Consider the following 23,634-nt stretch of genomic DNA (forward strand, 5'->3'; position numbering starts at 1 on the left):
ATATTTCACAGAGACTGTTTGCTTATCTGCCCATGGCCTGTTTGATGAACACTGTTTTCAGTCCAGGCAACTTATCCACCAGATTCAGTCCCAGATCCCGTACAGCCTGCTTGATAGGGTTATTGCCTTCGAAGAGGCGTTTGAAGCCTTCCATGGTGGCGATCATTTCCTGAGCGGCGGCCTTACGTTCGCGCTCCAGCGGCCTAAGCAGGCGGTAATCACCTATGTCTTTGCCGTCGGCTTTCAGGCGACCAATGGTATCGATAATGGCGGCGGCGTCCTGAAAACCCAGGTTTACGCCCTGCCCCGCCAGCGGGTGTATGGTGTGGGCCGCGTCTCCCGCCAGCAGCAGGCGGTGGCGGGCAAAATGGCGGGCATAGCGCATCCGCAAATTAAAACCAATGCGCTCACTCTTTACCCGACACAGGCCCAGACGGGCATCGAAGGCGGCGGTGAGGGATTTTGAAAAATTTTCATCATCCATGGCCAGCAGTGCCTGCGCCTTGGGCTCAGCCACAGACCAGACGATGGAGCAAAGATTTGCCTGATACAGCGGCAAAAACGCCAGCGGGCCGTCCGGCAAAAACACCTGGCGGGCACAGCCCTCGTGGGGCTCGGCGGTTTCTATGGTGGCAACAATGGCGGTGTGGCCATAGTCCCAGAAAGTGAGCGGAATATTGCACTGGCTGCGCACCCAGCTGTTGGCGCCATCGGCGGCAATCACCAGCGCCGCCGAGAGCATGTCGCCCTCTTCCAGGGTCAGCCAGGCTTCCTTTTCACCAAAGGCGAGGCGGCTTAAGCGCACGCCTTCCCGGTAATCCAGGTTATCAAACTCACTGGCGCGCTTTGCCAGTGCGGCGGCAATGTTGTCGTTTTCGATGATGGTGCCGAGACTTGTCTCACCCAGCTCATTGGCATCAAAGCCAATCTTGCCCATGCCGTCTTTGTCCCACACCTGCATACGGCCGTAGGGCGCCGTGCGCTGACAGTCCATCAGCGCCCAGGCACCCAGAGACTGGAGCAAACCTTCGCTGGCGCGGTTGATGGCGCTGACCCGAAGACGGGGCTCACCTTCAACAGCGCTCTGGCTGCCCGCATCCAGAACTGTCACCTTAAGCCCGGCCTCGGCAAGGCCGATGGCGGTTGCCAATCCCACCATGCCGCCACCTACAATGGCCACATCACAGCTTTGGGTTGTCATCATCTGTCAGTCCTCGGACAAAATAGTTACAGGTTGGGCGTCAGGCGGACACCACGGCGCCAGCCCATGGCCCGGCTTGCCAGCGGCGCCTTGAGCGGCGGACACCAGGACAGCAGCCGAAGCCCCAAACTGCGCCCGGCCACCAGCGGCCAATATTGATTGGAAAAGCCCCGAACCAGGGATTCGATGGCCAGCAGGGTCTCGCGTCTGTCGTGCTCGCGAAGTGCCAGATAACGATGCAGCAAGCGAATATCACCCACATCCGCCCGACTGTTTTCACTCAGGGCGCTGTGCAATACCCTCGTCAGGTCCACTATGTCCCTGAGACCCAGGTTAAAGCCCTGACCGGCGATGGGATGCAGGGTTTGGGCGGCATTGCCAACAAATACGCAGCGATGGTGAATGGGTCTTGGCATCCAGGAAAGCTTCAGGGGATAACGCTGGCGATTACCGGCACCAAGGAAGACGCCGGCCCGATTGCCAAAGGCCTGCTGCAATTGACTCACAAAGCGTTGCTCATCGCATTCTTGCAGCACCTTGGCTTGTTCGGGAGCCAGCGCCCACACCAACGAGAGCCGTGACTCTCCATTGATGGGCGCCATGGGTAACAAGGCCAAAGGCCCGGTGTCGGTAAAGCGCTCCCAGGCCCAGTGTTCGTGGGGCTGCCGGGTTACCACATTGGCAATCACCGCTTCCTGGTCGAAGTCCACCTGCTCCAGGGGTAAATTAAAGTGGCTGCGCACGGCGGAGCCCAAACCATCGGCAGCGACCACAAGCTTGGCACTCAGCCTTTTACCCGATTCGAGCAGCAGTGTATGTGCATCCTGACCGGCCTCCATACCCACCATGCCATCGGGACACAGCAGTTGGATACGGGTCTTGGCGATGGCATCAAACAACGCCTTGCCCACGGCCTCAAGCTCAACCACCTGCCCAAGGTAGGGCAGGCCAAAGGCGCTGCTGTTGAGCTCGGTCATGCCGAAATGACCACGGTCTGAGACGTGAATATCGGTAATGGGCGTGCCGAGCCGGCTTAGGTGTCGCCACACACCGAGGCGCTTGAGCTCCTCAATGGAGCCTTCGGCGACGGCGATGGCACGGGCATCGAAGCCAGGATGTTCGTCGCCCGGCGCCCTGGCTTCAATCAGGGCGATGGAAAGGGAAGTACCTGAGGATTTGCAGAGCTGTTCAAGGGCCAGCGCCAGGGTTGCACCGGCCATGGCGCCGCCCACTATGGCGATATCGACAGCCTGGCTTGCCTGAGATGCAACGTCAGGCGCATCGTCAACGGCAGTTGGGTTAGTGTGACGGGTGTCGTCCATGGTGCACAGCTCCTCGAAGTCCCGCCAATATCAATGCAGATTATTGCTGGGCTGTATGGCGCCGCCGCCATCCTGGGGGCCAAATTCCTGGTAGCAATGAATGGCCGCCATACGCACAAACTCAAGGATTTCGACATAGGCGGTTTCAGACTCTTCATCATCCACTACATCGAATTCGACCTGGGCCACGGCGGCGAGATCGGCAATCACTTCGCGCACATCTTCCGAGGCCTGATTAAGCCCCGGCTGGATAATGGCAAGCCCGGTCAGAAAACTCTGCACCCACAGCGACAGGGCTTCGACTCGGTCACACAGGGGCTCTTCTTCTTCGGGCAAAAGCGGCATAAAACCAAAGTCGATTTCCCCCAGACGGGCCTGGGTGTCCACAAACAGCTCTTCCACCAGGGCTTGCAGCTCAGCGGGCAATGATTGCCCGTCGTTCATCAGCTCAAGCAGGGGCTTAAGCCAGGCCCCCCGACCCTGCTCTACGCCACCGGCAATCAAGCCGACCATGGCGCCGTGCACTTCCACCGGATGCTGACCAATTTCAGCCGCTTCCAGCGCGCCGAGCAGTTTTTCAATTTTGAGGGAGGGTGGGGTTGCCATAATTGAGTGTCCAGAGCCTAAACGCAATGTGCCAATGCTAACAGACGCCAGCGGTAGTGACCAAGTTTGCAAACAGGGGTTTGTGGCAATTTTGCGTGACATTGGCTCAATAATCATCTTTTGCCTCAGGCCGTTGCTCACGCAAGCAGCAAACTCGTTTTCAGCGCGGCCTCAACGCGGCTCCGGCCTTGCACTTTTGCAACCCGCCTTATATAGTCCGCCACATAAAGACCACCACAGGGATAGCCCATGAGCAGTAGCGCCATTGATATCATCCTCCTTGGACGCACCTACTCCATCGCCTGTCCAGTCGGACAAGAAGCGGCACTGAGGGCGGTGGCACAAAAGCTTGAGCAGCAGCTGACGTCACTTCGTGGCCGCACCAGCAATCTGAGCCGGGAAGATCTGGCCATGATGGCGGCATTAAATCTCGGTCACGAGTTGCACGAAGAACAGCGAAAGAATCAAGACTATATGCAGCAAATGGACGACCGAATCCGCCTGCTGCAGCGAACGCTCGAACAAGCTTTGGTTGAGCGAAGCCACAAGGAAGATTAAACTGATTACAGGTTTTGCGCCGGGTACATTCCCTGTGTAACACCACCAAATTTGCTCCCTGGGTTGTGCGCCAGCTGGTAATGTCCCTGTGCCGATATTTTTGACTTTAGGGCAGGTGTTTTACCGACATTGAGCAGGCTCGGCTCGTACCGAGAAGCCTTAGGAAGTAATCGCAGGCCCGCCTTGAACCTACGGTTCAAGGGCTACACCGGCAGCGGCATTCCGGGGAGCATCTCAACTTATGACGGTATCCGTCACATCCAACGCGACTATCGCCCAACGTGCGAAAGCACAAGAAGGCTTAAACGCCGATGCGCCAATTAGCTCAAGTACTGAAGCACTGGGCAACATGAGTGCTGAAGCTCTGGCCAGCATAAGTGCGAATGCGTCGCGCAGTACCATACGAAAACACGTTCGTGCCCTGAGGCGCGCCCTCAGCGGTGATGTTCAGGCATCGGCTGCCCTCCAGGCAGCGCAGCATCTGTTGACTGAGCTGGATGGCGCCCGCGCCATTGCCCTTTATCTTGAAAACGACGGTGAAATCAGCACCCGTCCCCTGATTGAAGCCCTGTGGCAACAAGGGGTCGACGTGTATTTGCCCGTGCTGCATCCCTTCGCCGAAGGCCATTTACTCTTTATCCGTTACGATAAACACAGCAAGATGCGCGACAACCTTTACGGTATCCCCGAGCCCGTGATGGCCTGCCACCGCCTGTGCCCGGCCTACCGGCTCGACGCCATCATCACCCCTCTGGTCGCCTTCGATGACAGCGGCAACCGCCTCGGCATGGGCGGCGGCTTTTACGACCGCACCCTGTCTCATCTGCCAGACAGTACCCGGGTAATAGGCCTTGCCCACGATTGTCAGCGCCTGCCTGCCCTGCCCGTTGAGGCCTGGGATGTGCCGCTGCCAAAGATAATCACCCCCTCAAAGGTGTTTAACTTCAGCTAACACTCACCTTATATTCCACCTTGCGCATTCCACATAGTGGCGAGGCGTTTTTGCGCTAACCCCGATGCAAAGGCTCATCAAGTCCGGGGTGAAGATTCACTGGCTGTCTTTCTGTCGGTCTTTCTGTCGGTCTTTCTGTCGGTCTTTCTAGCTGTCTTTCTGTCGGTCTTTCTAGCTGTCTTTCTGTCGGCCTTTCTTGCTTTGGGACTTTCAGGCGCTCGCCCCCTTTGGGTAAGATAGAGTTACCCTTAGCTGAATTAGCCCCTTATGCCGCCAAGACTCGAACGCGCAGGTAAAATCGACAGTGCCAACCGTGCCCGCGCCAAACTGGAAATGATGGAAAATGCTTACCACGCCCTGAAGCAGCGACAGTCTCCTTATAAGACATTGCTCGGCAGCCTCCTGGGGGCGGTATTGGCGCTGATGGGCTTTGTGATGATTGCTGCAGCGGACACCGGCATGGTGTTTTTATATCTGCTGCCGCCTACTCTGATTGGTCTTGGTGCCAGGATTGTCGGCCAATGTTTTGAATGGCCACTGCTTTTAATCCCCGGCGCCAGTGCGGCCTTCGTGTATCTGACTGTTTTTGGTTATGTGTTGCCCTTTCAAAGTGCCGACTTGATAGTGGTACCACTGGGTATCGCCCTCGCCGTTTTCCTCGCCCGAAGACCCCTTTCTGACCTTGAGAAAAACGCTCTCTGGCAAGCCAGGTTGGGCAAGTTTGACTGAGGGGCTCGATACAGCTGTCCGCTCCAATCGCTTTTAAGCATAAGCCAAGCCAACTTTTTAACTTCCAAACCCATTTCTTAACAAAGCTTGCGCCAACGCAAGCTTTGCGTCCCTAGCAAGAAAACAGCGCCTTAAACTTGATTGCGATCAAACATCTGCATCATCAAGTCTTCATACTGAAGCCATCAAAAAGCGGGCGTGAAATAAGCCCCCTGTCCATGACAAACCTTCAAAAGGAATTCGGTTATGAAATCAGAAGTCGTTGTTCTGCTCCTTGCAACCCTCGCCCTGGTCGTGGCACTGGTAGGTCATATTGCAATCGGCTTTATGCTGAATGTCAGCGCCTTGGGTATGGTGGCAGCGCCCGTGCCCTTTGTATTGATGTTGGTGGCCGTGATAGCGGTGAAATACGCCGCCGCCCACGATAAACCCGCTCATCACTGATTGGCGAGTACGCCGGGTTGTAGCTACGTCTTTCACAAAAAACGCAGTGCCAGGCACTGCGTTTTTTATTGCCCGAAAAGCCATCACTCCCCTTCTCGGCCAAAGATTTTTATGCTCTGTTGCCAGAGCTCAAGACATTCTGCCGTCACCCAGGACGCCGATGGGAAGTACATAGTGTTTGCCGGAGCAAAGCCACAAAACTGCAGGGTAAACCGGTCCAGCTGCGTCACGACAGATACAGCCTGCTCCTCGGCAAAGTCAGCTGGCGCATCCATGGTGAACATCAGTCGCGCGGTTTTGCCCTGCAGCAGCGGGATAGCAGCCTCGTTATTAGCGTCATAGCGAAAGGCAAAGCCAGGCAGCAGACTGCGGTCAAGCAGCCCTTTAAAGGCCGCGGGCAGGCTGCCCCACCAGATAGGGCTCACAATAACCAGATGCCCGGCCCAGCTGAGCGCCTGCTGAAAGTCCTCCAGGCAAGGCTCCAGTGGCTGCATCCCATAACCCTCTCTCAGGTTGGCATCAAAGACCATCTGTGACAGGTTAAAGCGCCTTACCCTGTGATACTCCCGCGCTTCGACTTCATACATATCCGCCAAATGTTTGCACAGACTGTCGGCTTTCGGATTGGCATTTACTATCAGAATATTTTTCATCCCCGTACTCCTTATCAAGGTTAACGAGGACGATTCTAAAGTCTCCCCTTAAGGGCAGAGTCAAGGGCTTAATCGCTGAGTCCCGGGCAATCGTCCATAGCCGAAAGACACTTATCCACCGTCGCCAGTTGCTGTTCCAGCCTGAGCTGCTGCGCCCGGATGTCCAGTTTAATGCCCTCGAGAAACCGGCGTATTTGCGGCCAGTCGAGGGTCTCGCCCCGGGCAGGCACCACGGCCGTGAGCTTGGTCAGTGGCACTCCCAGGGCTTTGGCATCGCGAATAAGGCGCAGCAGTTCGAGATCCTGTGACGAATAAACCCGATAGCGCCCATGGCGCTTCGGTGCGGGCAACAAGCCTTTTTGCTCATAAAAGCGGATCGCCTTAATGGAAAGTCCCGTAACCCTTGCCGCCTCACCTATGTACATCTTCGCTCCTCATCCAGACACTCCTTAGCCAATGCATGCCCTATCCACGATCCCCGAATCACAGCGTCAACCCGGCAGCGAGGTCCCGGGTAAGCTCTGCCGCCGGAACATCGCGGCAACCTGAGGTGTTTTGCCCGCACCACAGGGGGGAAAAGTCCCCCTTACCCTGCTGCTCCGCCGCCTGTCGCAGCAGCCCCATATCGATGGAGGCAAAGGGAAATGGCGGCGCAGCCTCATGCAAGGGGCCAAGCTCTGCCATGGCGCGATTGACTATGCCCCGGGCCGGTCTGCCGGAAAAAAGCGTGGTGATTTGAGTTTGCAGCGGTTGCTCAACGATGGCACGGCGATGGATAGCAGAGGTTTTGGCTTCATCGCACAATAGATACGCCGTGCCAATCTGCACCGCATCGGCCCCGGCTTTAAACGCAGCATTGATGTCGGCGGAGCAGCCAAGGCCACCGGCGGCAATGACGGGCACCGTCAGTCTATCCTTAACCAATGCCAGCAGCGCATGCAGCGGCTGCTGAGTACCCAACTCCATCGACAAAAACATGCCTCTGTGGCCACCGGCTTCAAGCCCCTGCAGTATAATGCCGTCGGCGCCGTTAGCCTCAAGCCACAGCGCCTCATCGAGGGTGGTTGCCGAAGACAGCACCCTGGTGCCCCAGCTTTTTACCCGCTGCAACAAGGCCTTGTCCGGAAGCCCAAAATGAAAGCTGACAAAGGCTGGCCGCGCCGCTTCTATCACATCGGCTACGTCGTGGCTGAAGGGTTGGCGACTGGCCTTGGCCGGACCTGAAGAAGCGGTCACACCAAGTTCATCAAAATAAGGTGCCAGCACCGACTGCCAGCGCTGACGGATGAGGTCCGGGTAATCACTTACCCTGTGACAAAAGAAGTTGAGATTAAAAGGTGCTGACGTTGCCGCCTGAATACGATGAATTTCAGCCTGCAGTACCTCATTACCCAACATACCGCAGGGCAAGGAACCCAAACCTCCGGCGTTGCATACCGCAATGGCAAGGTCACTGTCCTGCACCCCGGCCATGGGGGCCTGGATGATGGGTAAAGCTGTGCCGAGAAACGGCTGTAATTTGTTGCTCATTTCCACTCCCTGTGGTTACTTGCTGCAAACCCGGAGGTGACTCGGGCCTGGTCGACGACCGCCCGAGATACCAGCTGCCGCTTAGTCACTCATCCAAGCGCCTTGGGCAGGCGGTCAAAAGGGCAGCCAAATGGCAATGAATCAATTTGCCTTGGCGGGTTTAAACTTTGCAATCAAGGTCATCACGAGCACGGCCACCGCCCCCGCGGCTATGCCAAAAAGCAGATTCAGCACACTCGGGGTAAAGAATTCGAGCACAGGGCCTATGGCCTCAATCGCCCCCACCCGCGCCGCCGCCGCATTGATGCCGTCGTGAAGCACGTGGATGCCGTGGGTAAGGATGCCGCCCCCCACCATAAACATGGCTGCCGTGCCCACAACAGATAAGAGTTTCATCAGTTTGGGGGCCGCCGCCAGCAGCAGGTTACCCAACATCCGGGCAAGCTTAGCGGTTTTACGCGACAGCCAGAGCCCCAAATCATCGAGTTTGACTATCCCGGCCACCAAACCATAGACACCTATGGTCATCAGCACCGCAATGATGGACAGGGTCGCGACCTGGGTCATAAAGGTTTGCTCGGCCACCACTCCCAGGGTGATGGCAATAATCTCGGCCGAGAGCACAAAATCGGTGCGTATCGCCCCCTTCACCTTTTGCTTTTCATACTCTTTGGGGTCCATGCCCTTTGGCACCAACGCCTCGTGGGCATCTTCCCCATCCACCGGCACATGCTTGGCTCTGGCATGCCAGAGCTTTTCAAAGCCTTCGAAACACAAAAACAGGCCGCCGAACATCAAGAGGGGCGTCACCAGCCAGGGGACAAAGGCGCTGATAAGCAGCGCCAGGGGAACCAGGATTAACTTATTGAGAAATGAGCCCCTGGCAACGGCCCACACCACGGGCAACTCCCGGTCGGCATTGACCCCGGTTACCTGCTGGGCATTGAGGGCCAAATCGTCCCCCAGCACACCGGCGGTTTTCTTGGCAGCAACCTTACTCATCACAGACACATCATCCAGAATGGTCGCAATATCATCCAGCAGGGTGAGCAAACTGGCTCCGGCCATAACAACTCCTTGTGAAAACACTTAAATCGGTTGCGGTTATCCTAATCTATCCCTTTGGCAAAACGCACCCCTGGGATGCAAAAGTGTCAGAGACGTGGCAGCACAGGCAGGATTTTTGTTAGCCAACAACCACTTTTATAGCCACTTGCAGGTATAATAAGGGCAATTTTTTTGCATTAAGTCGTTTACAGGACCTCACCATGACTCAAGACGAAATGAAAAAGGCCGCCGCCTGGGCTGCACTCAAATACGTAGAAAAAGACAGCATTGTTGGCGTGGGCACAGGCTCTACTGTGAACCACTTTATCGATGCGCTGGCTACCATCAAGGCGGATATCGAAGGCGCAGTGTCTTCTTCTGAAGCCTCAACCGCCAAGCTCAAGGCACTGGGCATTCCGGTTTACGACTTGAACAGTGTCGACCGACTGTCTGTTTATGTGGACGGCGCCGATGAAATCAACGGCCAGATGGACATGATCAAGGGTGGTGGTGCAGCCCTCACCCGTGAAAAAATTGTCGCCGCCGTGGCCGACAAATTTATCTGTATCGTGGACAACACCAAAGAAGTAGCCATCCTCGGCGAGTTCCCGCTGCCGGTTGAAGTCATCCCCATGGCCCGCTCCTACGTAGCCCGTGAGATGGTAAAACTGGGCGGCGACCCTGTGTACCGTGAAGGCGTGGTTACCGACAACGGCAACGTGATCCTGGATGTGCACAACATGAAGATCATGGAACCCAAGAAGCTGGAACAGCAAATCAACGGCATAGTAGGCGTAGTGACCAATGGTCTCTTTGCCCATCGCGGCGCCGATGTGCTCTTGGTCGGCACCCCTGACGGCGTCAAGACTGTCACCGCCTGATAAGCGAGCCGTTCAAGACAAAAAAAGCCACCCAAGGGTGGCTTTTTTATTAACTGGCGTTTCGTTAACAGGCGTCCGGACTCATTTGGCTTCGATTTGCTCGACAAGAAGCTGCAGGCTTTGATTGCCACGAAACTCGTTCACATCGAGGCGGTAGGCAAGCTGCACATGGCGCACCGTGGCATCGGGCCAGAGTTTAAGGTCCACATTGAAGGCGATGGCATCCAGCATCAGGCGGCCACACTCGGTTTCCACCAACATCTTCAGATGCTTTTCGCCCACGAGGCGCTGCTGCAATAACCGGAAATGGCCATCAAACAGCGGTTCTTCGAAGCCCTGCCCCCAGGGGCCGCTGGCGCGAATAAGACTCGCGGTTTCCAGGGTCAGGTATTCCGTGGGCAATTCACCATCGGAGAGGATTTCACCGGTGAGCAGCTCTGGTGCCAGCAGCTCCCGCACGGTTTCATCAAACACTGCCTGAAACTTGCTCACATCGGCTTTGGCAAGGCTCAGGCCTGCCGCCATTGCATGGCCACCAAACTTGGGAATAAGCCCGGGATGGCGGCTGGAAATCAGCTCCAGCAAGTCGCGCATGTGCAGGCCCTTGATGGAGCGGGCTGAGCCCTTAACCTCGGTATCCGACGCTTCGGCAAAGGCAATAACGGGTCTGTGGTATTTGTCTTTGATACGTGAGGCCAGAATACCTATCACCCCCTGATGCCAGTCATCCTGATACAGGGCTATGCCCCAGGGCAGTTGCGACTCTTCCAGCTGCAAGCGCTCGAGGCTCTTCAATGCCTCGGCCTGCATGCCGGTTTCCAGCTCGCGGCGCTCCTGATTCAGGCCATCCAGTTCGGCCGCCATTCTGCGGGCATACATGATGTCTTCACACAGGAGGGTTTCCACCCCAAGGGACATCTCATCGAGGCGCCCTGCGGCATTGAGCCTGGGCCCCACGGCAAAACCAAAGTCGGCAGCAACCGCGCGGGCGGGATTACGCTTGGCGACTTCGAGCAGCGCGGTAATTCCGGGCCTGCAACGTCCAGCCCGGACGCGCTTAAGCCCGGCATCCACCAGAATCCGGTTATTGGCATCCAAACTCACCACGTCTGCCACAGTGCCCAGCGCCACTATGTCCACCAGCACCGCCAAGTTGGGCTCTTTTATGCCGAGCCTTTCAAACCAGCCACGGCTTCTGAGTTCAGCGCGAAGGGCCAGCATCAGATAAAAGGCCACGCCCACACCGGCAATGGATTTGCTGGCAAAAGTGCAACCCTGTTGATTGGGGTTAACTATGGCATCGGCGTCCGGCAATACCTGCCCGGGCAGATGGTGGTCGGTGATCACCACCTGCATCCCGGCGGCTTTGGCCGCCGCCACACCTTCGATGCTGCTAATGCCATTGTCCACCGTGATAAGCACCTCGGCGCCCTTTTCCACCGCGAGCGCCACCAGGGGCACGCTGAGGCCATAACCATAATCAAAGCGATTGGGAATCAGAAAATCCGCCCCCTGAATACCCAGCATCTTGAGCGCCAGCAAACACACACTGGTGGAGGTGGCACCATCGGCATCAAAGTCACCAACAATCAGCATACGCTTTGAGGCCATTGCGGCATCGGCCAACAGAAACGCGGCCTTATCGAGCCCCAGCATGGTCTCGGGTCGCAGCAGACGCGACAACTCCTGCTCGCAGTCATCGGCCGCCACCCCGCGGCGGGCAAGCAGCTGCTTTATCAAAGGATGCAGGTGGTTTGGCAGGTGGGAGTCATCCACCGTTTCACGTCTGGTGAGTTTGTACTTCACGCAGTGACTCCTTGCTTGAACCTTGGGGAATACCAATACAACAAAAAGGTGAGCCTGGGCTCACCTTCTCTTGGATGCAACACGCTGTTACTGCTTGACCGCACGACGCTCAAGCACATCAAACAGCGCTGAGGCAGGCTGATAACCGGGGATCATAGAGCCATCTTCCAGCACAATGGCAGGAGTGCCATTTACGCCGAATGAGCCACCCAGATTGTACTGGCCGGCAATATCCGCATCACACTTGGCGAGGCTGATATTTTTACCGGCCTTGGCATCGTCCATAGCCTTGTGAGGGTCTTTGGCACACCATACGGCTTCCATCTCGTCGGCATTGGGGGAAGGCACACCCTGACGGGGATACGCCAGATAACGCACAGTGATTCCAAGGTCGTTATAGTCTTTCATCTCACGATGCAGCTTGCGGCAATAACCACAGGTAATGTCGGTAAAGACAGTGACTACGTGTTTTTCGTCTTTGGCTTTATACACCAACATCTTGCTTTCAAATTCTTTGAGCATGTCCAGACGCGGGCCTGCCAGGGCTTTTTCGGTCAGGTTGTTCATCTGGTCATTCAAATCATAGATGTTGCCATGGAGCAGCTTGCTGCCATCGGCAGTGATGTACAACACACCACGGTTGGTGATGGCCTGATACAGCCCCTCAACCGGAGAGGCTGTGATGCTGTTCACTTCCAGGCCAAGGGTGCTTTCAATTTTCTGCTTCAACATGTCGTTTGATGTAGCCGGGGCAGCCATCAACATGGGTGCCAGGGCCAGCGAGCCCAGAAGCGTCAGGGTACGGGTGAATTTCATCTTGAGTCCTTGAATACGACTGCGGGTATAGTCTCTTGAGTATAAGACCCGCGAATGGCCTGAAAAGTTACCGTCTAACGGTAACAAAAGCAAATTAGCCGGGACTGAATTTGTATCAGTTGGTGTTTTCACCAAACTCTCACCCCCTGGGGTGATGTTTTTCATGGAGATCCGCAAGGCGGGTTCTGGCCACATGGGTATATATTTGGGTCGTCGATAATGAACTGTGCCCCAGCAGAAGCTGTACCACCCTGAGATCGGCGCCATGGTTCAGCAAATGGGTGGCAAAGGCATGCCTTAGGGTGTGGGGTGACAGCTCAGTGGAAATGCCTGCTCTCAGGGCATACAGCTTGATGCGGTGCCAAAAGGTTTGCCGTGTCATTTGCTGACCACGGTTGGATGGAAATACCACCTCGGTGGCGCCTTGCTTGAGGAGCATCTGCCTCGGACCTGCAAGAAACTGTTCCAGCGCGTCCTGGGCCACTTCCCCCATGGGCACCAATCGTTCTTTACCCCCCTTACCGATAATACGTACCAACCCCTGACGCAGCCCCAGCTCCGACATGCCAAGCCCAACCAACTCGCTCACCCGCAGCCCGGTGGCATAAAGTAGCTCCAGCATGGCTTTATCGCGGCACTCCACAGGGTCTTCGCTGTTTGGCTCCGCCAGCAGCAGCTCCACCTGCGCCTCAGACAGGCTGCCTGGCAGGGATTTGGGGAGTTTGGGCGATTCAATCAGGGCGGTTGGGTCTTCACTGAGAGTGCCGGATACCAGTTGATGGCGATAGAAGCGGCGCAGGCTTGAGAGCATGCGGGCCGTCGAGGTTTTGGCCATGCCCTGCTCAAAACGGTACGCCAGATAGTCTCTTAGTGTCAGACTATCGAGGGCGAGCAAACCCATACCCTTGGCTGAGAGAAAGGCATCGAACTGACACAAATCGGTACGGTAGGCACTCAAGGTATTGTCAGACAGACCCTGAAGCGACCAAAGCTCATCCAGAAACGCATCTATCAGTGCCATTCCGGCAGCACTGGGTTTCAGTGGGGCACCGGATTTCTCCGAGCGCTTGCCACCCTTCAGGGAGTTATTAGCTTTGGCGGACAAAAAAGACTCCAACAGAAAACAAAAAAGCCGGGCGAGCCCGGCTTTTCTAATGCGTATTGCTATCAGGCCGCGGCCGGTGTGCGCTTACCGATAAAGAGGCAGATTACCATGGTCACTGCGGTTGGCAACAACCAGGCCATACCTTCGGCGTAAAGCGGCATAAAGCTCAAAGACTCCATGTTCATCCCGGCAGCCTTGAGGCCATCGATGGCACCAAAGAGCAGCGCCACTGCCAGCACCAGTCGATGGCTGACTTTGGGATTGGGCAGGTATTGGGTTATGAAGGTCACGGCCACCAGCGCAATCACCACGGGGTAAACACTCACCAGCACAGGAATACTCACGCTGATAAGCTGGGTCAGCCCCACGTTGGCCACCACGGCGCAGATGATCGAAAACAGGATCACAAACTGACGATACTTAATGCGCGGGAACAGCTCATTGAAATAGTCAGAACAGGCACTCACCAGTCCAACGGCCGTGGTCAAACAGGCCAAAGACACGACTGTGGACAACAGCAGCGCCCCCAGGGTGCCAAACTCACGGTCAACATAGCGGGTCAGGATCTGCCCGCCGTTTTCCGCGCCCTGGGCGATATCTCCGGCAGTGGCACCGAGGAAGAACAGCGAAATGTACACAAAGGCCAAGCCTGAGGCGGCGATAAAAGCAGCACGTACCAGTGCCCGGGTTTGATCGGCCGGGGCATCAACGCCTTTTTTGCGCAAAAGGTCGATAATCAACATACCGAACATGAGCGACGCCAGGGTATCCATGGTGTTGTAGCCTTCAATCACCCCCTTGATAAGCGGGCTGGACACATAATCTCCCACCGGCGCTGAAACATCACCGGAAGGCAGCATAATCACAGAAATGGCCAGCGACAACAGCAGTACCATAAGCACAGGCGTCAGTACTTTACCGACACTGTCCATCAATTTACCGGGGAAGAGGGCCAGCAGCATGGTCACCGCGAAGAACCCAAGGGTAAAGATAAGCTGGGCCACGTTCAGACTGATACTGCCAAGCGCCAGGACGGTACTGGTATCGCCCAGGAAGGGTTTCGCGCCAATTTCAAAGGCCACAAGACCGGTGCGGGGCGCGGCAAAGGCCGGTCCAATGATGATGTAGATGGCCACGGCCAGTGCCGTAGCTGCCACCGCTGGCAGGTACGCCATCACCTTACCCTGGGTTTTGGCAACGGCAATCAAACCCACCAATGGCATACCCACGGCAGTCACCAAAAAGCCCATCATGGCCAATGGCATGTTCTCACCGGCAAGCATGCCCGCAAATGGCGGGAATATCAGGTTACCGGCCCCCAAAAAGAACGCAAAAGTCATAAAACCCAGACTTAAGGTGTCTGAGAAACTCATCTGCTTGTTTTGCACAAGAAGCCCCATCTTATTTATTAGTGTTTTTCGAACAAACTTAAGTGATTATCTGTAACTTGGCTACCGAAGAAGGACTGAGAAAGCCCCCGTGTAACGCCATAATTACAGCACTGGAGAGGTAAATTTGGCGTTGCGCGCCGAAAAAACCACCTGCCTCGAGGTGAATTTTGGCCAAAAACGCCACCGAGGGGCCCGAAGTCGCAAAAAATGGCTACGGGAAAGGGGGAAACTAATACCAAAGCCCGGACAGCAGCGCAAGCAGACTGGCCTCTCTTGCACAAAAAAGTGCCCCATGCTGCATTCGCGCTAACAGCATGTTGCGCCGGATCACGGCTCATGGGCGTTTTCGGGCCGCAGTCATCACATTTGGGCAACAGCGGCCCCAAACAAGGTCAGACCAGAGGTCAAGAGCCGGCGCCTTTTTACCGGCAAGCCAGGGGCTTTTCTGGGGACAAACGCGGGATTCTGTTACCATGCCGCCACAGGAAAGTGATTGTTCATTTGGCTCAGACACCATGGGATTCAGTTTTAAAGCATTTCACGTGGACGATTTCGGTTGCGGTATGCCCGTCAGCACAGACGCCGTGCTTCTGGGGGCCTGGGCCAATCTTGATGGCGCCAATGCAGTGCTCGACCTGGGCGCCGGCAGTGGCCTGTTGGCTCTGATGGCGGCCCAGCGCTGCAAGGCGCCCATCACCGCCGTCGAAATAGACCCTGTGGCCGCCAGTGCGTGCCGCAGTAACTTCAGCGCCAGCCCCTGGCACGACAGAATAAGCCTGATTGAAGCCGATGCCACTGATGCAAAGGCGCTGGCAGGCAAAGTGTTCACTCACATACTCTGTAATCCGCCCTACTTTGAAACCGGGCCATTGTCAGAAAAGCCCGGCAGAGCTCAGGCAAGACACACAGGCAGCCTTGGATTTTTGGCACTGTGCAAGCTAATGGCAACCCACTTAAGCGCCCAGGGCGTTGCCAGCCTGGTGTTGCCGGTGGAAAGTGAGTCAGCCTTCATGCAAGCGCTCACTCACGCCGGGCTCGGCATCCAGCAAAGGGTTGAAGTCAGTACGGTTGAAGGAAAAGCGCCACGGAGACTGCTGCTCGCGGTCAGCCACAAAGAGGACAATTATCAGCATGAACACCTCGCCATCAGGGATGTTCAAGGCTGCTACACTGAGGCCATGACGGCCCTCACCAGGGACTTTTACCTGAAACTGTAACTCCTGGTTTCAGTAACCGAGTAAAGCACCTATAATACCGCGCCTGTTAGAGTAGGAATGCCACCATGCTATTTGAAGATTTCCAATTGGACCCCGAGCTGCTGGAGTCCCTGAAAGCCATGGGGCACAACACCCCCACCACCATTCAGCGTATGACCATCCCCCTTGCCATGGAGCAAAGGGATATTCTGGCGCGCGCTCCAACAGGGACCGGCAAGACTGCCAGCTTTTTGCTGCCTGCGCTGCAGCACCTGATAGATTTCCCCCGCCGTCGTCCAGGTCAGCCCCGGGTGCTGGTACTGACTCCCACCCGTGAATTGGCCAGCCAAATCCATCGCTACGCCAGCCATCTGGCCACCAATCTGGAGCTGGACATCAAGCTTATCACCGGTGGCGTGCCCTATGGTCCACAGGAAGAGATGCTCAAGAGTAACGTCGATATCCTGGTGGCAACCCCGGGACGTCTGCTGGAGTATCTGGACAAGGGCCATTTCAGCGCCGAACTGGTGGAAGTCCTGGTTATCGACGAAGCCGACCGCATGCTGGACATGGGCTTTGGTGAAGTGGTGAAAACCATTGCCGTAGAAGCCAGTGGCCGCAAACAGGCCATGCTCTTTTCCGCCACCCTGGAAGGTGGCGGCGTGGGCAACTTTGCCCGTGAGCTCCTCAACGAACCTGTATTCGTGGAGTCTGAGCCGCCCCGCAGCGAAAAAGCCAAAATCCATCAGTGGATACATCTGGCCGACGACAAAGACCACAAGTTCGCCCTGCTGACCCATTTGCTCAAGCAGGAAGAAGTGAAGCGAGCCATCGTGTTCTGTAAGACCCGCGACGTGGTGGCTTCGCTGGAAGGCCAATTGCAACAGGCCGGTATTGCCTGCGCCTTTATGCGCGGCGACATGGATCAGAAAAAACGTTTCCAGGCACTGGGTCGCTTTACCAAGGGTGAAGTGAACGTGCTCTTGGCCACCGATGTGGCCGCACGGGGTATCGACATTGAAGACATCACCCATGTGATCAACTTCGACATGCCTCGCTCAGCCGACACCTATGTGCACCGCATCGGCCGCACCGGCCGTGCAGGCGCCAAGGGCACCGCCATCTCCCTGGTGGAAGCTCACGACATGCGGATTCTGGGCAAGGTCGAGCGTTACATTGAGCAGCCGCTCAAGCGCAGGGTGATTGAAGAGCTGCGCCCCAAGCACAAAGAAGCCAAGGTGCCCACCAAGAAAAAGGTCAAGGCCAAGGATGCCAAAGCCAAGGCCAAAAATCCTAAGCCCAAGGCTGCCCCAGGCCGCGGCCCTGCCACACCAAACGCCAAGACTGCAGACAGCAGGGGCGGCGACAACTTCCGTTCTGGCGGCAGAGCATCGACGCGCCATACCGGCACTGATGATAAGGGTGACGGCCAGGAAAAACATGAGCGCAGAGGCCATGATAAGCAGGAACGCAGAAGCCACGACAGAGCCGATGCGGGACGCAGCCAACATGGCCCACGTGACCGTGCCGAAGGCCAGGGTTACGCCTCCAGAGACGGCAATGCCCGCAGTGCCAAGCGCGAAGTGGGTGAAAAAACGCCCCATGGCCGTGGCGACAAGCGTCATCAGGATGCTGGCAGCCAAAGCGGCAGAGGTTATCAATCCGCCGAGCGCAGCCCGGCTCGTGATCGCGCCAATACTGAAGGAAAGCCGCGGCACAAGGCTGAAGGCAAGTCAGCTTACAGCGCCGAAGGAAAGTCAGGTTACAGCGCCGAGGGAAAGACCCGTAACAGCGCCGACGGAAAACCCCGTTATAACGCCCAGGGCAAAGACGGTAAACGCAGTGATAAGGGCGGCGACTACCGCTCATCGGCGCCAAAAGGTGCCGGCGGCAAAAACCGCAAACCCTCAAAAGCAGAGTAACAGCACAAAATGCGGATAAAAACAGGGGCCTGATGCCCCTGTTTTATTTTGGCGCCAAAAGGTACAACACCCTGCCCACACAGACCACCCAGACAAGATCAATCCACCTCTTCGATAAAAATCAGATACATTTCTGTTACAAAAACTGATTGGTATAGCAAGGCGCTTTTGGTACCTTAGGCCCCGTTACCTGTATATGGACAAGCGGGCCACTATGAGCACTATTTTAAGACGTACCCTCCCCCTTATCATTCTCGCGCTATTTATCCTGGCCGCCATGTTACTCATGGCCACCAAAGAAGCTCCCGAGCAGAAGGCCGAAGAAGCCAATATGCCGATTATTGAAGTGGCTGAGGTGAAGCAGGAGACGCTGTCGTTGAATCTGCCTTCCTACGGGGTAGTGATGCCACGGCACAAAACGCAACTGGTGGCCGAAGTTCAGGGGCGCCTGACCAGCGTATCGCCCAATTTTGTTGCCGGCGGCGTGGTGAAGGCCGGTGACCAACTGGCAGTGATTGAACCGTCAGACTATCAGGCCGACCTGATGCAGGCGGAAGCCTCACTGGCACAGGCAACCGCCGCACTCAATGAAGAAATCGCCCGTGGGGAAGTGGCAAAAACCGAGTTCAAGGGATATGACAAGGGCGTCCCCCCGGAGCTGGGGTTGCGTATTCCGCAGCTGAAAAAAGAACAGGCCAACGTCAAATACGCCGAAGCCGCCCTGGCCCGCGCCAAGCGTAATCTGGAGCGCACCGTTATCCGCGCGCCGTTTGACGGCATAGTCAAAACCCGCGGTGTCGACCTGGGGCAATACGTCACCCTCGGCACCAAGCTGGGTGAGCTTTACGATACCAGCGTTGCTGAAATCCGCCTGCCACTGGCCAATGCCGATCTCGCCTATCTGGAGTCTGTGGACAACCCCGACACCGAAGTGAGCCTGACAGCCTCCCTGGCCGGTCGCGAAGTGGTATGGACCGGCGCCATAGTGCGCAGCGAAGGGGTTATTGATGAAGGCAACCGCATGGTCTATCTGGTGGCGGAAATTCCCGACCCATACCTGCGCAAGCATAAAACCCAGGGCCAACTGCCGCTGAAGTACGGTACCTTCGTCAACGCCATCATCAAGGGTCGCACCGAGGACGGCATAGTGCGTCTGGACCGCCATCTGGTGCGTGAAGGCAAGGTGCCGGTCGTTCGCAGCGATAACACCCTGGAGCTGCGTGACGTGAATGTGGTGCGCTCAGATCTGAACTACGCCTACATCAAGGACAGCCTCAAAACCGGAGAGCGTGTTTCCCTGACCAATACAGGCACCCTGTCCACCGGTCAGGTGGTGAAAATCCGCGGTGAAGAAACCCCAAACAGCACCAGGGACAGCGAGGCGCCCACCGATGAGCGTCTGGCACAGGCAGGGGACAAGTAATGGACACCCACAAAGGCATAATTGCGTGGTTTGCCCGCAACAGTGTGGCGGCCAACCTGCTGATGATAGTGCTGCTGGTTGGCGGCCTATTCAGTACTCAGCTGATTAACAAAGAAATATTCCCAAGCTTCGAGCTCAACCTGCTCAGAATTTCCGTTGCCTACCCAGGCGCCGCACCACAGGAAATCGAAGAAGGGATCAACATCAAAATCGAAGAAGCCATCCAGGATGTTATCGGCATTAAAAAGCTGACTTCTGTGGCCAGCGATGGTGTGGGCAGTATCACCATCGAAGTGGAAAACGGTGTCGACGCCAAAACCGTGCTGGATGAGGCCAAGCTGCGTATCGATGCCATTTCCACCTTTCCGGCCAACATCGAAAAACCCAATATTTATCAGATAAAGCCTGAAAACAACGTGATTTGGCTGTCTGTGTATGGCGATATCAACGCCCACGAAATGAAGGAGCTGGCCAAAAACATTCGTGATGAAGTGGCTGCCCTGCCCTCGGTGACCCGTGCCCAGGTAGCCGGTGCCCGCAACTATGAAATCGGCATCGAAGTGTCGGAGAACAAGTTGCGTGAGTATGGCCTCACCTTCACCCAGGTGGCCATGGCGGTGCAAAACTCCTCCCTGGACCTGCCCGGCGGTGCCATTCGCGCCAAAGACGGCGATATCCTGCTGCGTACCAAGGGCCAGGCTTACACCGGCGAAGACTTTTCCAGCATAGTGGTTGCCACCAGCAAAGATGGCAGTCGCATCATGCTGCCGGACGTGGCCACCATTAAGGATGAGTTCGAAGAGCGCCTCGACTACACCCGCTTCAATGGCAAACCCGCTGTGATAGTGGAAGTGCTGAGCGTGAAAGATCAGGACGCGGTAGCCATCGCCAAGGATGTGAAAGACTACATTGCAGAGCGCAAACTCAGTTTGCCCGCCGGCGCCGAGCTGGATTACTGGGGGGATTTGACCCACTACCTCAACGGCCGCCTCAATATGATGCTGTCGAACATGACCATGGGTGCCCTGCTGGTGTTTGTGATCCTGGCACTGTTCCTCGATCTGAAACTGGCATTCTGGGTGATGGTGGGCATTCCCGTGTGTTTCCTCGGCACCCTGCTGCTGATGCCGGTGGAACCCTTTGCCCTTTCCATCAATATGCTGACGCTGTTCGCCTTTATTCTGGTGCTGGGGATATTGGTGGATGACGCCATTGTGATTGGGGAAAGCGTCCACACCGAGGTGGAACGCCACGGTCACAACATGGATAACGTCATTCGCGGTGCCCAGAAGGTGGCCATGCCCGCCACCTTCGGGGTACTGACCACAATCGCGGCCTTTATTCCCATGTTGATGGTGGATGGCCCCATGGGGATCATCTGGAAATCCATCGGTATGGTGGTGATCCTGTGTCTGGCGTTTTCTCTGGTGGAATCCAAGCTCATTCTGCCGGCGCATCTTGCCCATATGAAGCCAAACACCAAGGAGCCCTCAGGCCCACTCGGCCGCATGAAGCTGCGTTTCAATGAGCGGGTAGCCCACTTTATCCACCACAGCTACAAGGCGTTCCTAGAGCGTGCCATTCACAACAGATACAACTGGCTGGCCGGCTTTACCGGGGTATTGATCCTCTCCATCGCCCTGGTCGCCAGTGGCAAGGTGCGCTGGGTGTTCTTCCCCAGTATTCCCTCAGACTTCGTGCAGGTGCATCTGGATATGGAAGAAGGCAGCTCAGAGGACAACACCCTCAAGGCGCTGCAGCAAATCGAAGATGCCCTCTACCGCATGAACGGTGAAATGGAGCAGAAGTATGGCGAGCCTGTGGTGAAGCATAGCTTCTTCAACATGAACTCCCGCACCAGTGCCTTTATCTTTGCCGAGCTGACCAAAGGGGAAGACCGCGAGCTGGATGGCAACGCCATTACCGACGCCTGGCGTGACGCCCTGCCGGAAATGGTGGGAGTGAAGAAGTTGTCCATGAATGCCACCACCAACGATGCCGGTGGTGATGTGGCGTTCCGCCTGTCGTCCAACGATCTTGAGCAGCTGTCGCTGGCCGCCAAAGAGCTTAAAACCAAGCTGGCAAGCTACGAAGGGCTGTACGACATCGCCGATAACTATTCCTCCGGCAGCCATGAAATCCGCCTGAAAATTCGTCCCGAGGCTGAAGCCCTTGGTCTGACGCTGTCAGATCTGGCGCGCCAGGTACGCTATGGCTTTTATGGTTACGAAGCCCAGCGCATTTTGCGCAACAAGGAAGAAGTGAAGGTGATGGTGCGCTATCCGCTGGAGCAGCGTCGCACCGTTGGCCATCTGGAAAACATGCTTATCCGTACGCCCGATGGCAGCGCAGTGCCCTTTGCCAACGTGGCAGAAATCGAGATAGGCGACTCTTACTCGGCCATTACCCGGGTGGATGGTCGCAGGGCTATCACCATCACGGCCGCCGCCAACAAGGACAAGGTCGAGCCGGGCAAGGTGGTCGCCGACATTCAGAAAGACTTTATGCCGGTACTGAAGCAAAAGTACCCCCATATCGACACCTCCCTCGATGGTCAGAGTCAGGAAGAGGCCGACGCAATCTGGGGGCTGTTGCAGGGCTTGTTCTTTGCGCTCTTCACCATCTATGCCCTGATGGCCATTCCGCTGAAGTCATACAGCCAGCCGATGATCATCATGTCGGTGATCCCCTTTGGCATGATTGGCGCCATCATAGGTCACCTGCTGCTGGGGTTATCCCTCAGCGTCCTGAGCCTGTGCGGTATTATCGCCCTGGCTGGCGTGGTGGTGAACGACTCGCTTATCCTGGTGGACTTTGTTAACCGCGCCAGGGCTCAGGGTTTTGCCCTGCGTGAAGCCGTTGTAAATGCGGGCTGCTTCCGTTTCAGGGCCATTATCCTGACCTCACTGACCACCTTCTTCGGTCTGGTGCCCATCATCCTTGAGCGCAGTTTGCAGGCGCAGATTGTGATCCCAATGGCCACCTCGCTGGCATTCGGTATCCTCTTCTCCACCGTGGTGACTCTGATACTGGTGCCGCTGCTGTATGTGATACTGGCGGATTTCGCGAGCATCGCTCGCCGCCTGTTCAACTGGTGGTGGCAACCAAATCAGGGGCACCATGAGCATGGCGCCGCTGCCGGGCAGGTCACAGAGCAAGGTGCATCGCTGTCGCAGTCCCTCGAAGGGGCAAAACACGACTGACGCAGGAGTGTTGCCTGTATCCCAAAAAAGGGAGAGCCTCGGCTCTCCCTTTTTGATCCCGGGAACATTTTGAATAAACAGCCTCTGTTACACTGCCCCCACATCGCCCCCATGCCCTAACCGGGCACAACACCATGAATTCAATGGACGCCACTGCCGCTAACCACACATCCCCAAGCGCCACTCTCGTTTACGATATTCGCCGCAGCCGCTACCTCAATATCACCGGCCGCTGCACCCTCAGGTGCGGCTTTTGCCCCAAGCAACAGGGCAGTCGCCAAATACATCAATATCAGCTGGCATTGGACAAACAGCCCGGGGTCGATGACCTCTTGCCCCTGCTCGGGGATGTGGGCAGCTTTGATGAATACGTGTTTTGTGGCTACGGCGAACCTACGCTGAATCTGCCCACCCTGCTGGGGGTTGCCCGCGCCATCAAGGCGAGAGGCGGTCGCGTTAGGGTCAATACCGATGGCCTTGGAAACCTGTTTCACCGACGCAACATACTGCCCGAACTGGCCGACTGCGTGGATGCGCTCTCGGTGTCCCTCAACGCCCAGGATGAACTCACCTACCTGGAACACTGTCAACCCAAGCTGAAAGGTTCCTGGCAGGCAGTGAATGACTTTATCCGCATGGCACCGGCTTACATCAAACGCGTGGAGGTTTCCGCCATCGATGGCCTGCCCGGAGTCAATATCCCGGCCTGTCGGGCACTGGTGGAGGCGGCGGGCTGCATCTTCAAGCGTCGCAAGCTGGATATCATGGGATAAGTTTGTCCCGTCAAACTGAGGGAGCAGGCCTGTACCGGCGGGGGAATCGTGTTAACATGATGCCCACTTTTAGCCC

General features: G+C 56.5%; 21 protein-coding genes and 1 other RNA gene. 11 read left to right on the forward strand and 11 right to left on the reverse strand.

Annotation, left to right across the window (positions count from 1 at the left end):
- Positions 1-22: 22 nt before the first annotated feature.
- From K0H63_RS15065 to K0H63_RS15075, 3 genes are all read right to left on the reverse strand, one after another.
- On the reverse strand, positions 23-1,204 hold the full coding sequence (locus tag K0H63_RS15065) for an FAD-dependent oxidoreductase (RefSeq protein WP_220065384.1): 1,182 nt from the start codon (positions 1,202-1,204) through the stop codon (positions 23-25).
- A gap of 23 nt (positions 1,205-1,227) precedes the next feature.
- On the reverse strand, positions 1,228-2,421 hold the full coding sequence (gene ubiH, locus K0H63_RS15070) for a 2-octaprenyl-6-methoxyphenyl hydroxylase (RefSeq protein ID WP_434086770.1): 1,194 nt from the start codon (positions 2,419-2,421) through the stop codon (positions 1,228-1,230).
- 132 nt (positions 2,422-2,553) lie between these two features.
- Complete coding sequence (locus tag K0H63_RS15075; protein WP_220065385.1) at positions 2,554-3,129, reverse strand: UPF0149 family protein; 576 nt, start codon at positions 3,127-3,129, stop codon at positions 2,554-2,556.
- Positions 3,130-3,378: 249 nt separating this feature from the next.
- On the opposite strand from K0H63_RS15075, the gene K0H63_RS15080 reads away from it, so the two are divergent.
- The 5 genes from K0H63_RS15080 to K0H63_RS15100 all read left to right on the forward strand — a co-directional run bounded on the left by K0H63_RS15080 (position 3,379) and on the right by K0H63_RS15100 (position 5,812).
- Positions 3,379-3,687: a cell division protein ZapA gene (locus tag K0H63_RS15080; RefSeq protein ID WP_203324687.1), complete on the forward strand. Its 309-nt coding sequence runs from the start codon at positions 3,379-3,381 to the stop codon at positions 3,685-3,687.
- Positions 3,688-3,739: 52 nt separating this feature from the next.
- Positions 3,740-3,920: non-coding RNA, 6S RNA (ssrS, locus tag K0H63_RS15085), on the forward strand.
- 8 nt (positions 3,921-3,928) lie between these two features.
- Entirely contained in the window at positions 3,929-4,639 is a 711-nt protein-coding gene (locus tag K0H63_RS15090; RefSeq protein WP_220065386.1) for a 5-formyltetrahydrofolate cyclo-ligase, read from the forward strand.
- 267 nt (positions 4,640-4,906) lie between these two features.
- On the forward strand, positions 4,907-5,368 hold the full coding sequence (locus K0H63_RS15095; protein ID WP_220065387.1) for a hypothetical protein: 462 nt from the start codon (positions 4,907-4,909) through the stop codon (positions 5,366-5,368).
- A gap of 246 nt (positions 5,369-5,614) precedes the next feature.
- Positions 5,615-5,812 (forward strand): hypothetical protein, encoded by a 198-nt coding sequence (locus K0H63_RS15100; protein WP_220065388.1) that lies wholly within the window; start codon positions 5,615-5,617, stop codon positions 5,810-5,812.
- Between the two features lie 83 nt (positions 5,813-5,895).
- Here K0H63_RS15100 and K0H63_RS15105 read toward each other — a convergent pair whose 3' ends face one another.
- The 4 genes from K0H63_RS15105 to K0H63_RS15120 all read right to left on the reverse strand — a co-directional run bounded on the left by K0H63_RS15105 (position 5,896) and on the right by K0H63_RS15120 (position 9,063).
- The gene (locus K0H63_RS15105) at positions 5,896-6,465 is read right to left on the reverse strand and encodes an NAD(P)H-dependent oxidoreductase (protein WP_220065389.1); all 570 of its coding nucleotides are present in this window, start codon (positions 6,463-6,465) and stop codon (positions 5,896-5,898) included.
- A gap of 68 nt (positions 6,466-6,533) precedes the next feature.
- Positions 6,534-6,890, reverse strand: coding sequence for a MerR family transcriptional regulator (locus K0H63_RS15110; protein WP_220065390.1), 357 nt, complete (start codon positions 6,888-6,890; stop codon positions 6,534-6,536).
- Between the two features lie 58 nt (positions 6,891-6,948).
- Positions 6,949-7,995 (reverse strand): NAD(P)H-dependent flavin oxidoreductase, encoded by a 1,047-nt coding sequence (locus K0H63_RS15115; protein ID WP_220065391.1) that lies wholly within the window; start codon positions 7,993-7,995, stop codon positions 6,949-6,951.
- A gap of 141 nt (positions 7,996-8,136) precedes the next feature.
- Positions 8,137-9,063 (reverse strand): DUF808 domain-containing protein, encoded by a 927-nt coding sequence (locus K0H63_RS15120; RefSeq protein WP_220065392.1) that lies wholly within the window; start codon positions 9,061-9,063, stop codon positions 8,137-8,139.
- Positions 9,064-9,263: 200 nt separating this feature from the next.
- Between K0H63_RS15120 and rpiA the strand changes: the two genes are divergently transcribed.
- On the forward strand, positions 9,264-9,923 hold the full coding sequence (gene rpiA, locus K0H63_RS15125; RefSeq protein WP_220065393.1) for a ribose-5-phosphate isomerase RpiA: 660 nt from the start codon (positions 9,264-9,266) through the stop codon (positions 9,921-9,923).
- 81 nt (positions 9,924-10,004) lie between these two features.
- Here the strand turns inward: rpiA and recJ are convergent, their stop codons facing one another.
- From recJ to brnQ, 4 genes are all read right to left on the reverse strand, one after another.
- A complete protein-coding gene (gene recJ, locus K0H63_RS15130; RefSeq protein ID WP_220065394.1) occupies positions 10,005-11,729 on the reverse strand; it encodes a single-stranded-DNA-specific exonuclease RecJ in 1,725 nt (574 codons plus the stop codon).
- 87 nt (positions 11,730-11,816) lie between these two features.
- Complete coding sequence (gene dsbC / locus K0H63_RS15135; RefSeq protein ID WP_220065395.1) at positions 11,817-12,545, reverse strand: bifunctional protein-disulfide isomerase/oxidoreductase DsbC; 729 nt, start codon at positions 12,543-12,545, stop codon at positions 11,817-11,819.
- A gap of 139 nt (positions 12,546-12,684) precedes the next feature.
- On the reverse strand, positions 12,685-13,566 hold the full coding sequence (xerD, locus tag K0H63_RS15140; protein WP_220067917.1) for a site-specific tyrosine recombinase XerD: 882 nt from the start codon (positions 13,564-13,566) through the stop codon (positions 12,685-12,687).
- 146 nt (positions 13,567-13,712) lie between these two features.
- Positions 13,713-15,050: a branched-chain amino acid transport system II carrier protein gene (gene brnQ / locus K0H63_RS15145; protein WP_220065396.1), complete on the reverse strand. Its 1,338-nt coding sequence runs from the start codon at positions 15,048-15,050 to the stop codon at positions 13,713-13,715.
- Positions 15,051-15,556: 506 nt separating this feature from the next.
- On the opposite strand from brnQ, the gene K0H63_RS15150 reads away from it, so the two are divergent.
- The 5 genes from K0H63_RS15150 to K0H63_RS15170 all read left to right on the forward strand — a co-directional run bounded on the left by K0H63_RS15150 (position 15,557) and on the right by K0H63_RS15170 (position 23,558).
- Positions 15,557-16,258, forward strand: a complete 702-nt coding sequence (locus K0H63_RS15150) for a tRNA1(Val) (adenine(37)-N6)-methyltransferase (RefSeq protein ID WP_220067918.1) — start codon at positions 15,557-15,559, stop codon at positions 16,256-16,258.
- 65 nt (positions 16,259-16,323) lie between these two features.
- Positions 16,324-18,159 carry an ATP-dependent RNA helicase SrmB gene (gene srmB / locus K0H63_RS20130; RefSeq protein WP_258405591.1) on the forward strand — a complete coding sequence of 612 codons (1,836 nt, stop codon included), beginning with the start codon at positions 16,324-16,326 and terminating at the stop codon, positions 18,157-18,159.
- A 214-nt stretch (positions 18,160-18,373) separates the two neighbouring features.
- Positions 18,374-19,582 (forward strand): efflux RND transporter periplasmic adaptor subunit, encoded by a 1,209-nt coding sequence (locus K0H63_RS15160; RefSeq protein ID WP_258405592.1) that lies wholly within the window; start codon positions 18,374-18,376, stop codon positions 19,580-19,582.
- Entirely contained in the window at positions 19,582-22,785 is a 3,204-nt protein-coding gene (locus K0H63_RS15165; protein WP_220065398.1) for an efflux RND transporter permease subunit, read from the forward strand. Before K0H63_RS15160 ends, K0H63_RS15165 begins: the two co-directional genes overlap by 1 nt.
- A gap of 134 nt (positions 22,786-22,919) precedes the next feature.
- On the forward strand, positions 22,920-23,558 hold the full coding sequence (locus K0H63_RS15170; protein ID WP_220065399.1) for a TatD family nuclease-associated radical SAM protein: 639 nt from the start codon (positions 22,920-22,922) through the stop codon (positions 23,556-23,558).
- The last annotated feature ends 76 nt before the right edge of the window (positions 23,559-23,634 follow it).

Source organism: Shewanella zhangzhouensis, assembly GCF_019457615.1.
Taxonomy (GTDB): domain Bacteria; phylum Pseudomonadota; class Gammaproteobacteria; order Enterobacterales; family Shewanellaceae; genus Shewanella; species Shewanella zhangzhouensis.

Excerpts from the sequence above, each read along its gene's own strand:
- K0H63_RS15065 (WP_220065384.1), bottom strand. The coding sequence starts at position 1,204 with ATGATGACAACCCAAAGCTGTGATGTGGCCATTGTAGGTGGCGGCATG.
- ubiH (WP_434086770.1), bottom strand. The coding sequence starts at position 2,421 with ATGGCCGGTGCAACCCTGGCGCTGGCCCTTGAACAGCTCTGCAAATCC.
- K0H63_RS15075 (WP_220065385.1), bottom strand. The coding sequence starts at position 3,129 with ATGGCAACCCCACCCTCCCTCAAAATTGAAAAACTGCTCGGCGCGCTG.
- K0H63_RS15080 (WP_203324687.1), top strand. The coding sequence starts at position 3,379 with ATGAGCAGTAGCGCCATTGATATCATCCTCCTTGGACGCACCTACTCC.
- K0H63_RS15090 (WP_220065386.1), top strand. The coding sequence starts at position 3,929 with ATGACGGTATCCGTCACATCCAACGCGACTATCGCCCAACGTGCGAAA.
- K0H63_RS15095 (WP_220065387.1), top strand. The coding sequence starts at position 4,907 with ATGCCGCCAAGACTCGAACGCGCAGGTAAAATCGACAGTGCCAACCGT.
- K0H63_RS15100 (WP_220065388.1), top strand. The coding sequence starts at position 5,615 with ATGAAATCAGAAGTCGTTGTTCTGCTCCTTGCAACCCTCGCCCTGGTC.
- K0H63_RS15105 (WP_220065389.1), bottom strand. The coding sequence starts at position 6,465 with ATGAAAAATATTCTGATAGTAAATGCCAATCCGAAAGCCGACAGTCTG.
- K0H63_RS15110 (WP_220065390.1), bottom strand. The coding sequence starts at position 6,890 with ATGTACATAGGTGAGGCGGCAAGGGTTACGGGACTTTCCATTAAGGCG.
- K0H63_RS15115 (WP_220065391.1), bottom strand. The coding sequence starts at position 7,995 with ATGAGCAACAAATTACAGCCGTTTCTCGGCACAGCTTTACCCATCATC.
- K0H63_RS15120 (WP_220065392.1), bottom strand. The coding sequence starts at position 9,063 with ATGGCCGGAGCCAGTTTGCTCACCCTGCTGGATGATATTGCGACCATT.
- rpiA (WP_220065393.1), top strand. The coding sequence starts at position 9,264 with ATGACTCAAGACGAAATGAAAAAGGCCGCCGCCTGGGCTGCACTCAAA.
- dsbC (WP_220065395.1), bottom strand. The coding sequence starts at position 12,545 with ATGAAATTCACCCGTACCCTGACGCTTCTGGGCTCGCTGGCCCTGGCA.
- xerD (WP_220067917.1), bottom strand. The coding sequence starts at position 13,566 with ATGGCACTGATAGATGCGTTTCTGGATGAGCTTTGGTCGCTTCAGGGT.
- brnQ (WP_220065396.1), bottom strand. The coding sequence starts at position 15,050 with ATGGGGCTTCTTGTGCAAAACAAGCAGATGAGTTTCTCAGACACCTTA.
- K0H63_RS15150 (WP_220067918.1), top strand. The coding sequence starts at position 15,557 with ATGGGATTCAGTTTTAAAGCATTTCACGTGGACGATTTCGGTTGCGGT.
- srmB (WP_258405591.1), top strand. The coding sequence starts at position 16,324 with ATGCTATTTGAAGATTTCCAATTGGACCCCGAGCTGCTGGAGTCCCTG.
- K0H63_RS15160 (WP_258405592.1), top strand. The coding sequence starts at position 18,374 with ATGAGCACTATTTTAAGACGTACCCTCCCCCTTATCATTCTCGCGCTA.
- K0H63_RS15165 (WP_220065398.1), top strand. The coding sequence starts at position 19,582 with ATGGACACCCACAAAGGCATAATTGCGTGGTTTGCCCGCAACAGTGTG.
- K0H63_RS15170 (WP_220065399.1), top strand. The coding sequence starts at position 22,920 with ATGAATTCAATGGACGCCACTGCCGCTAACCACACATCCCCAAGCGCC.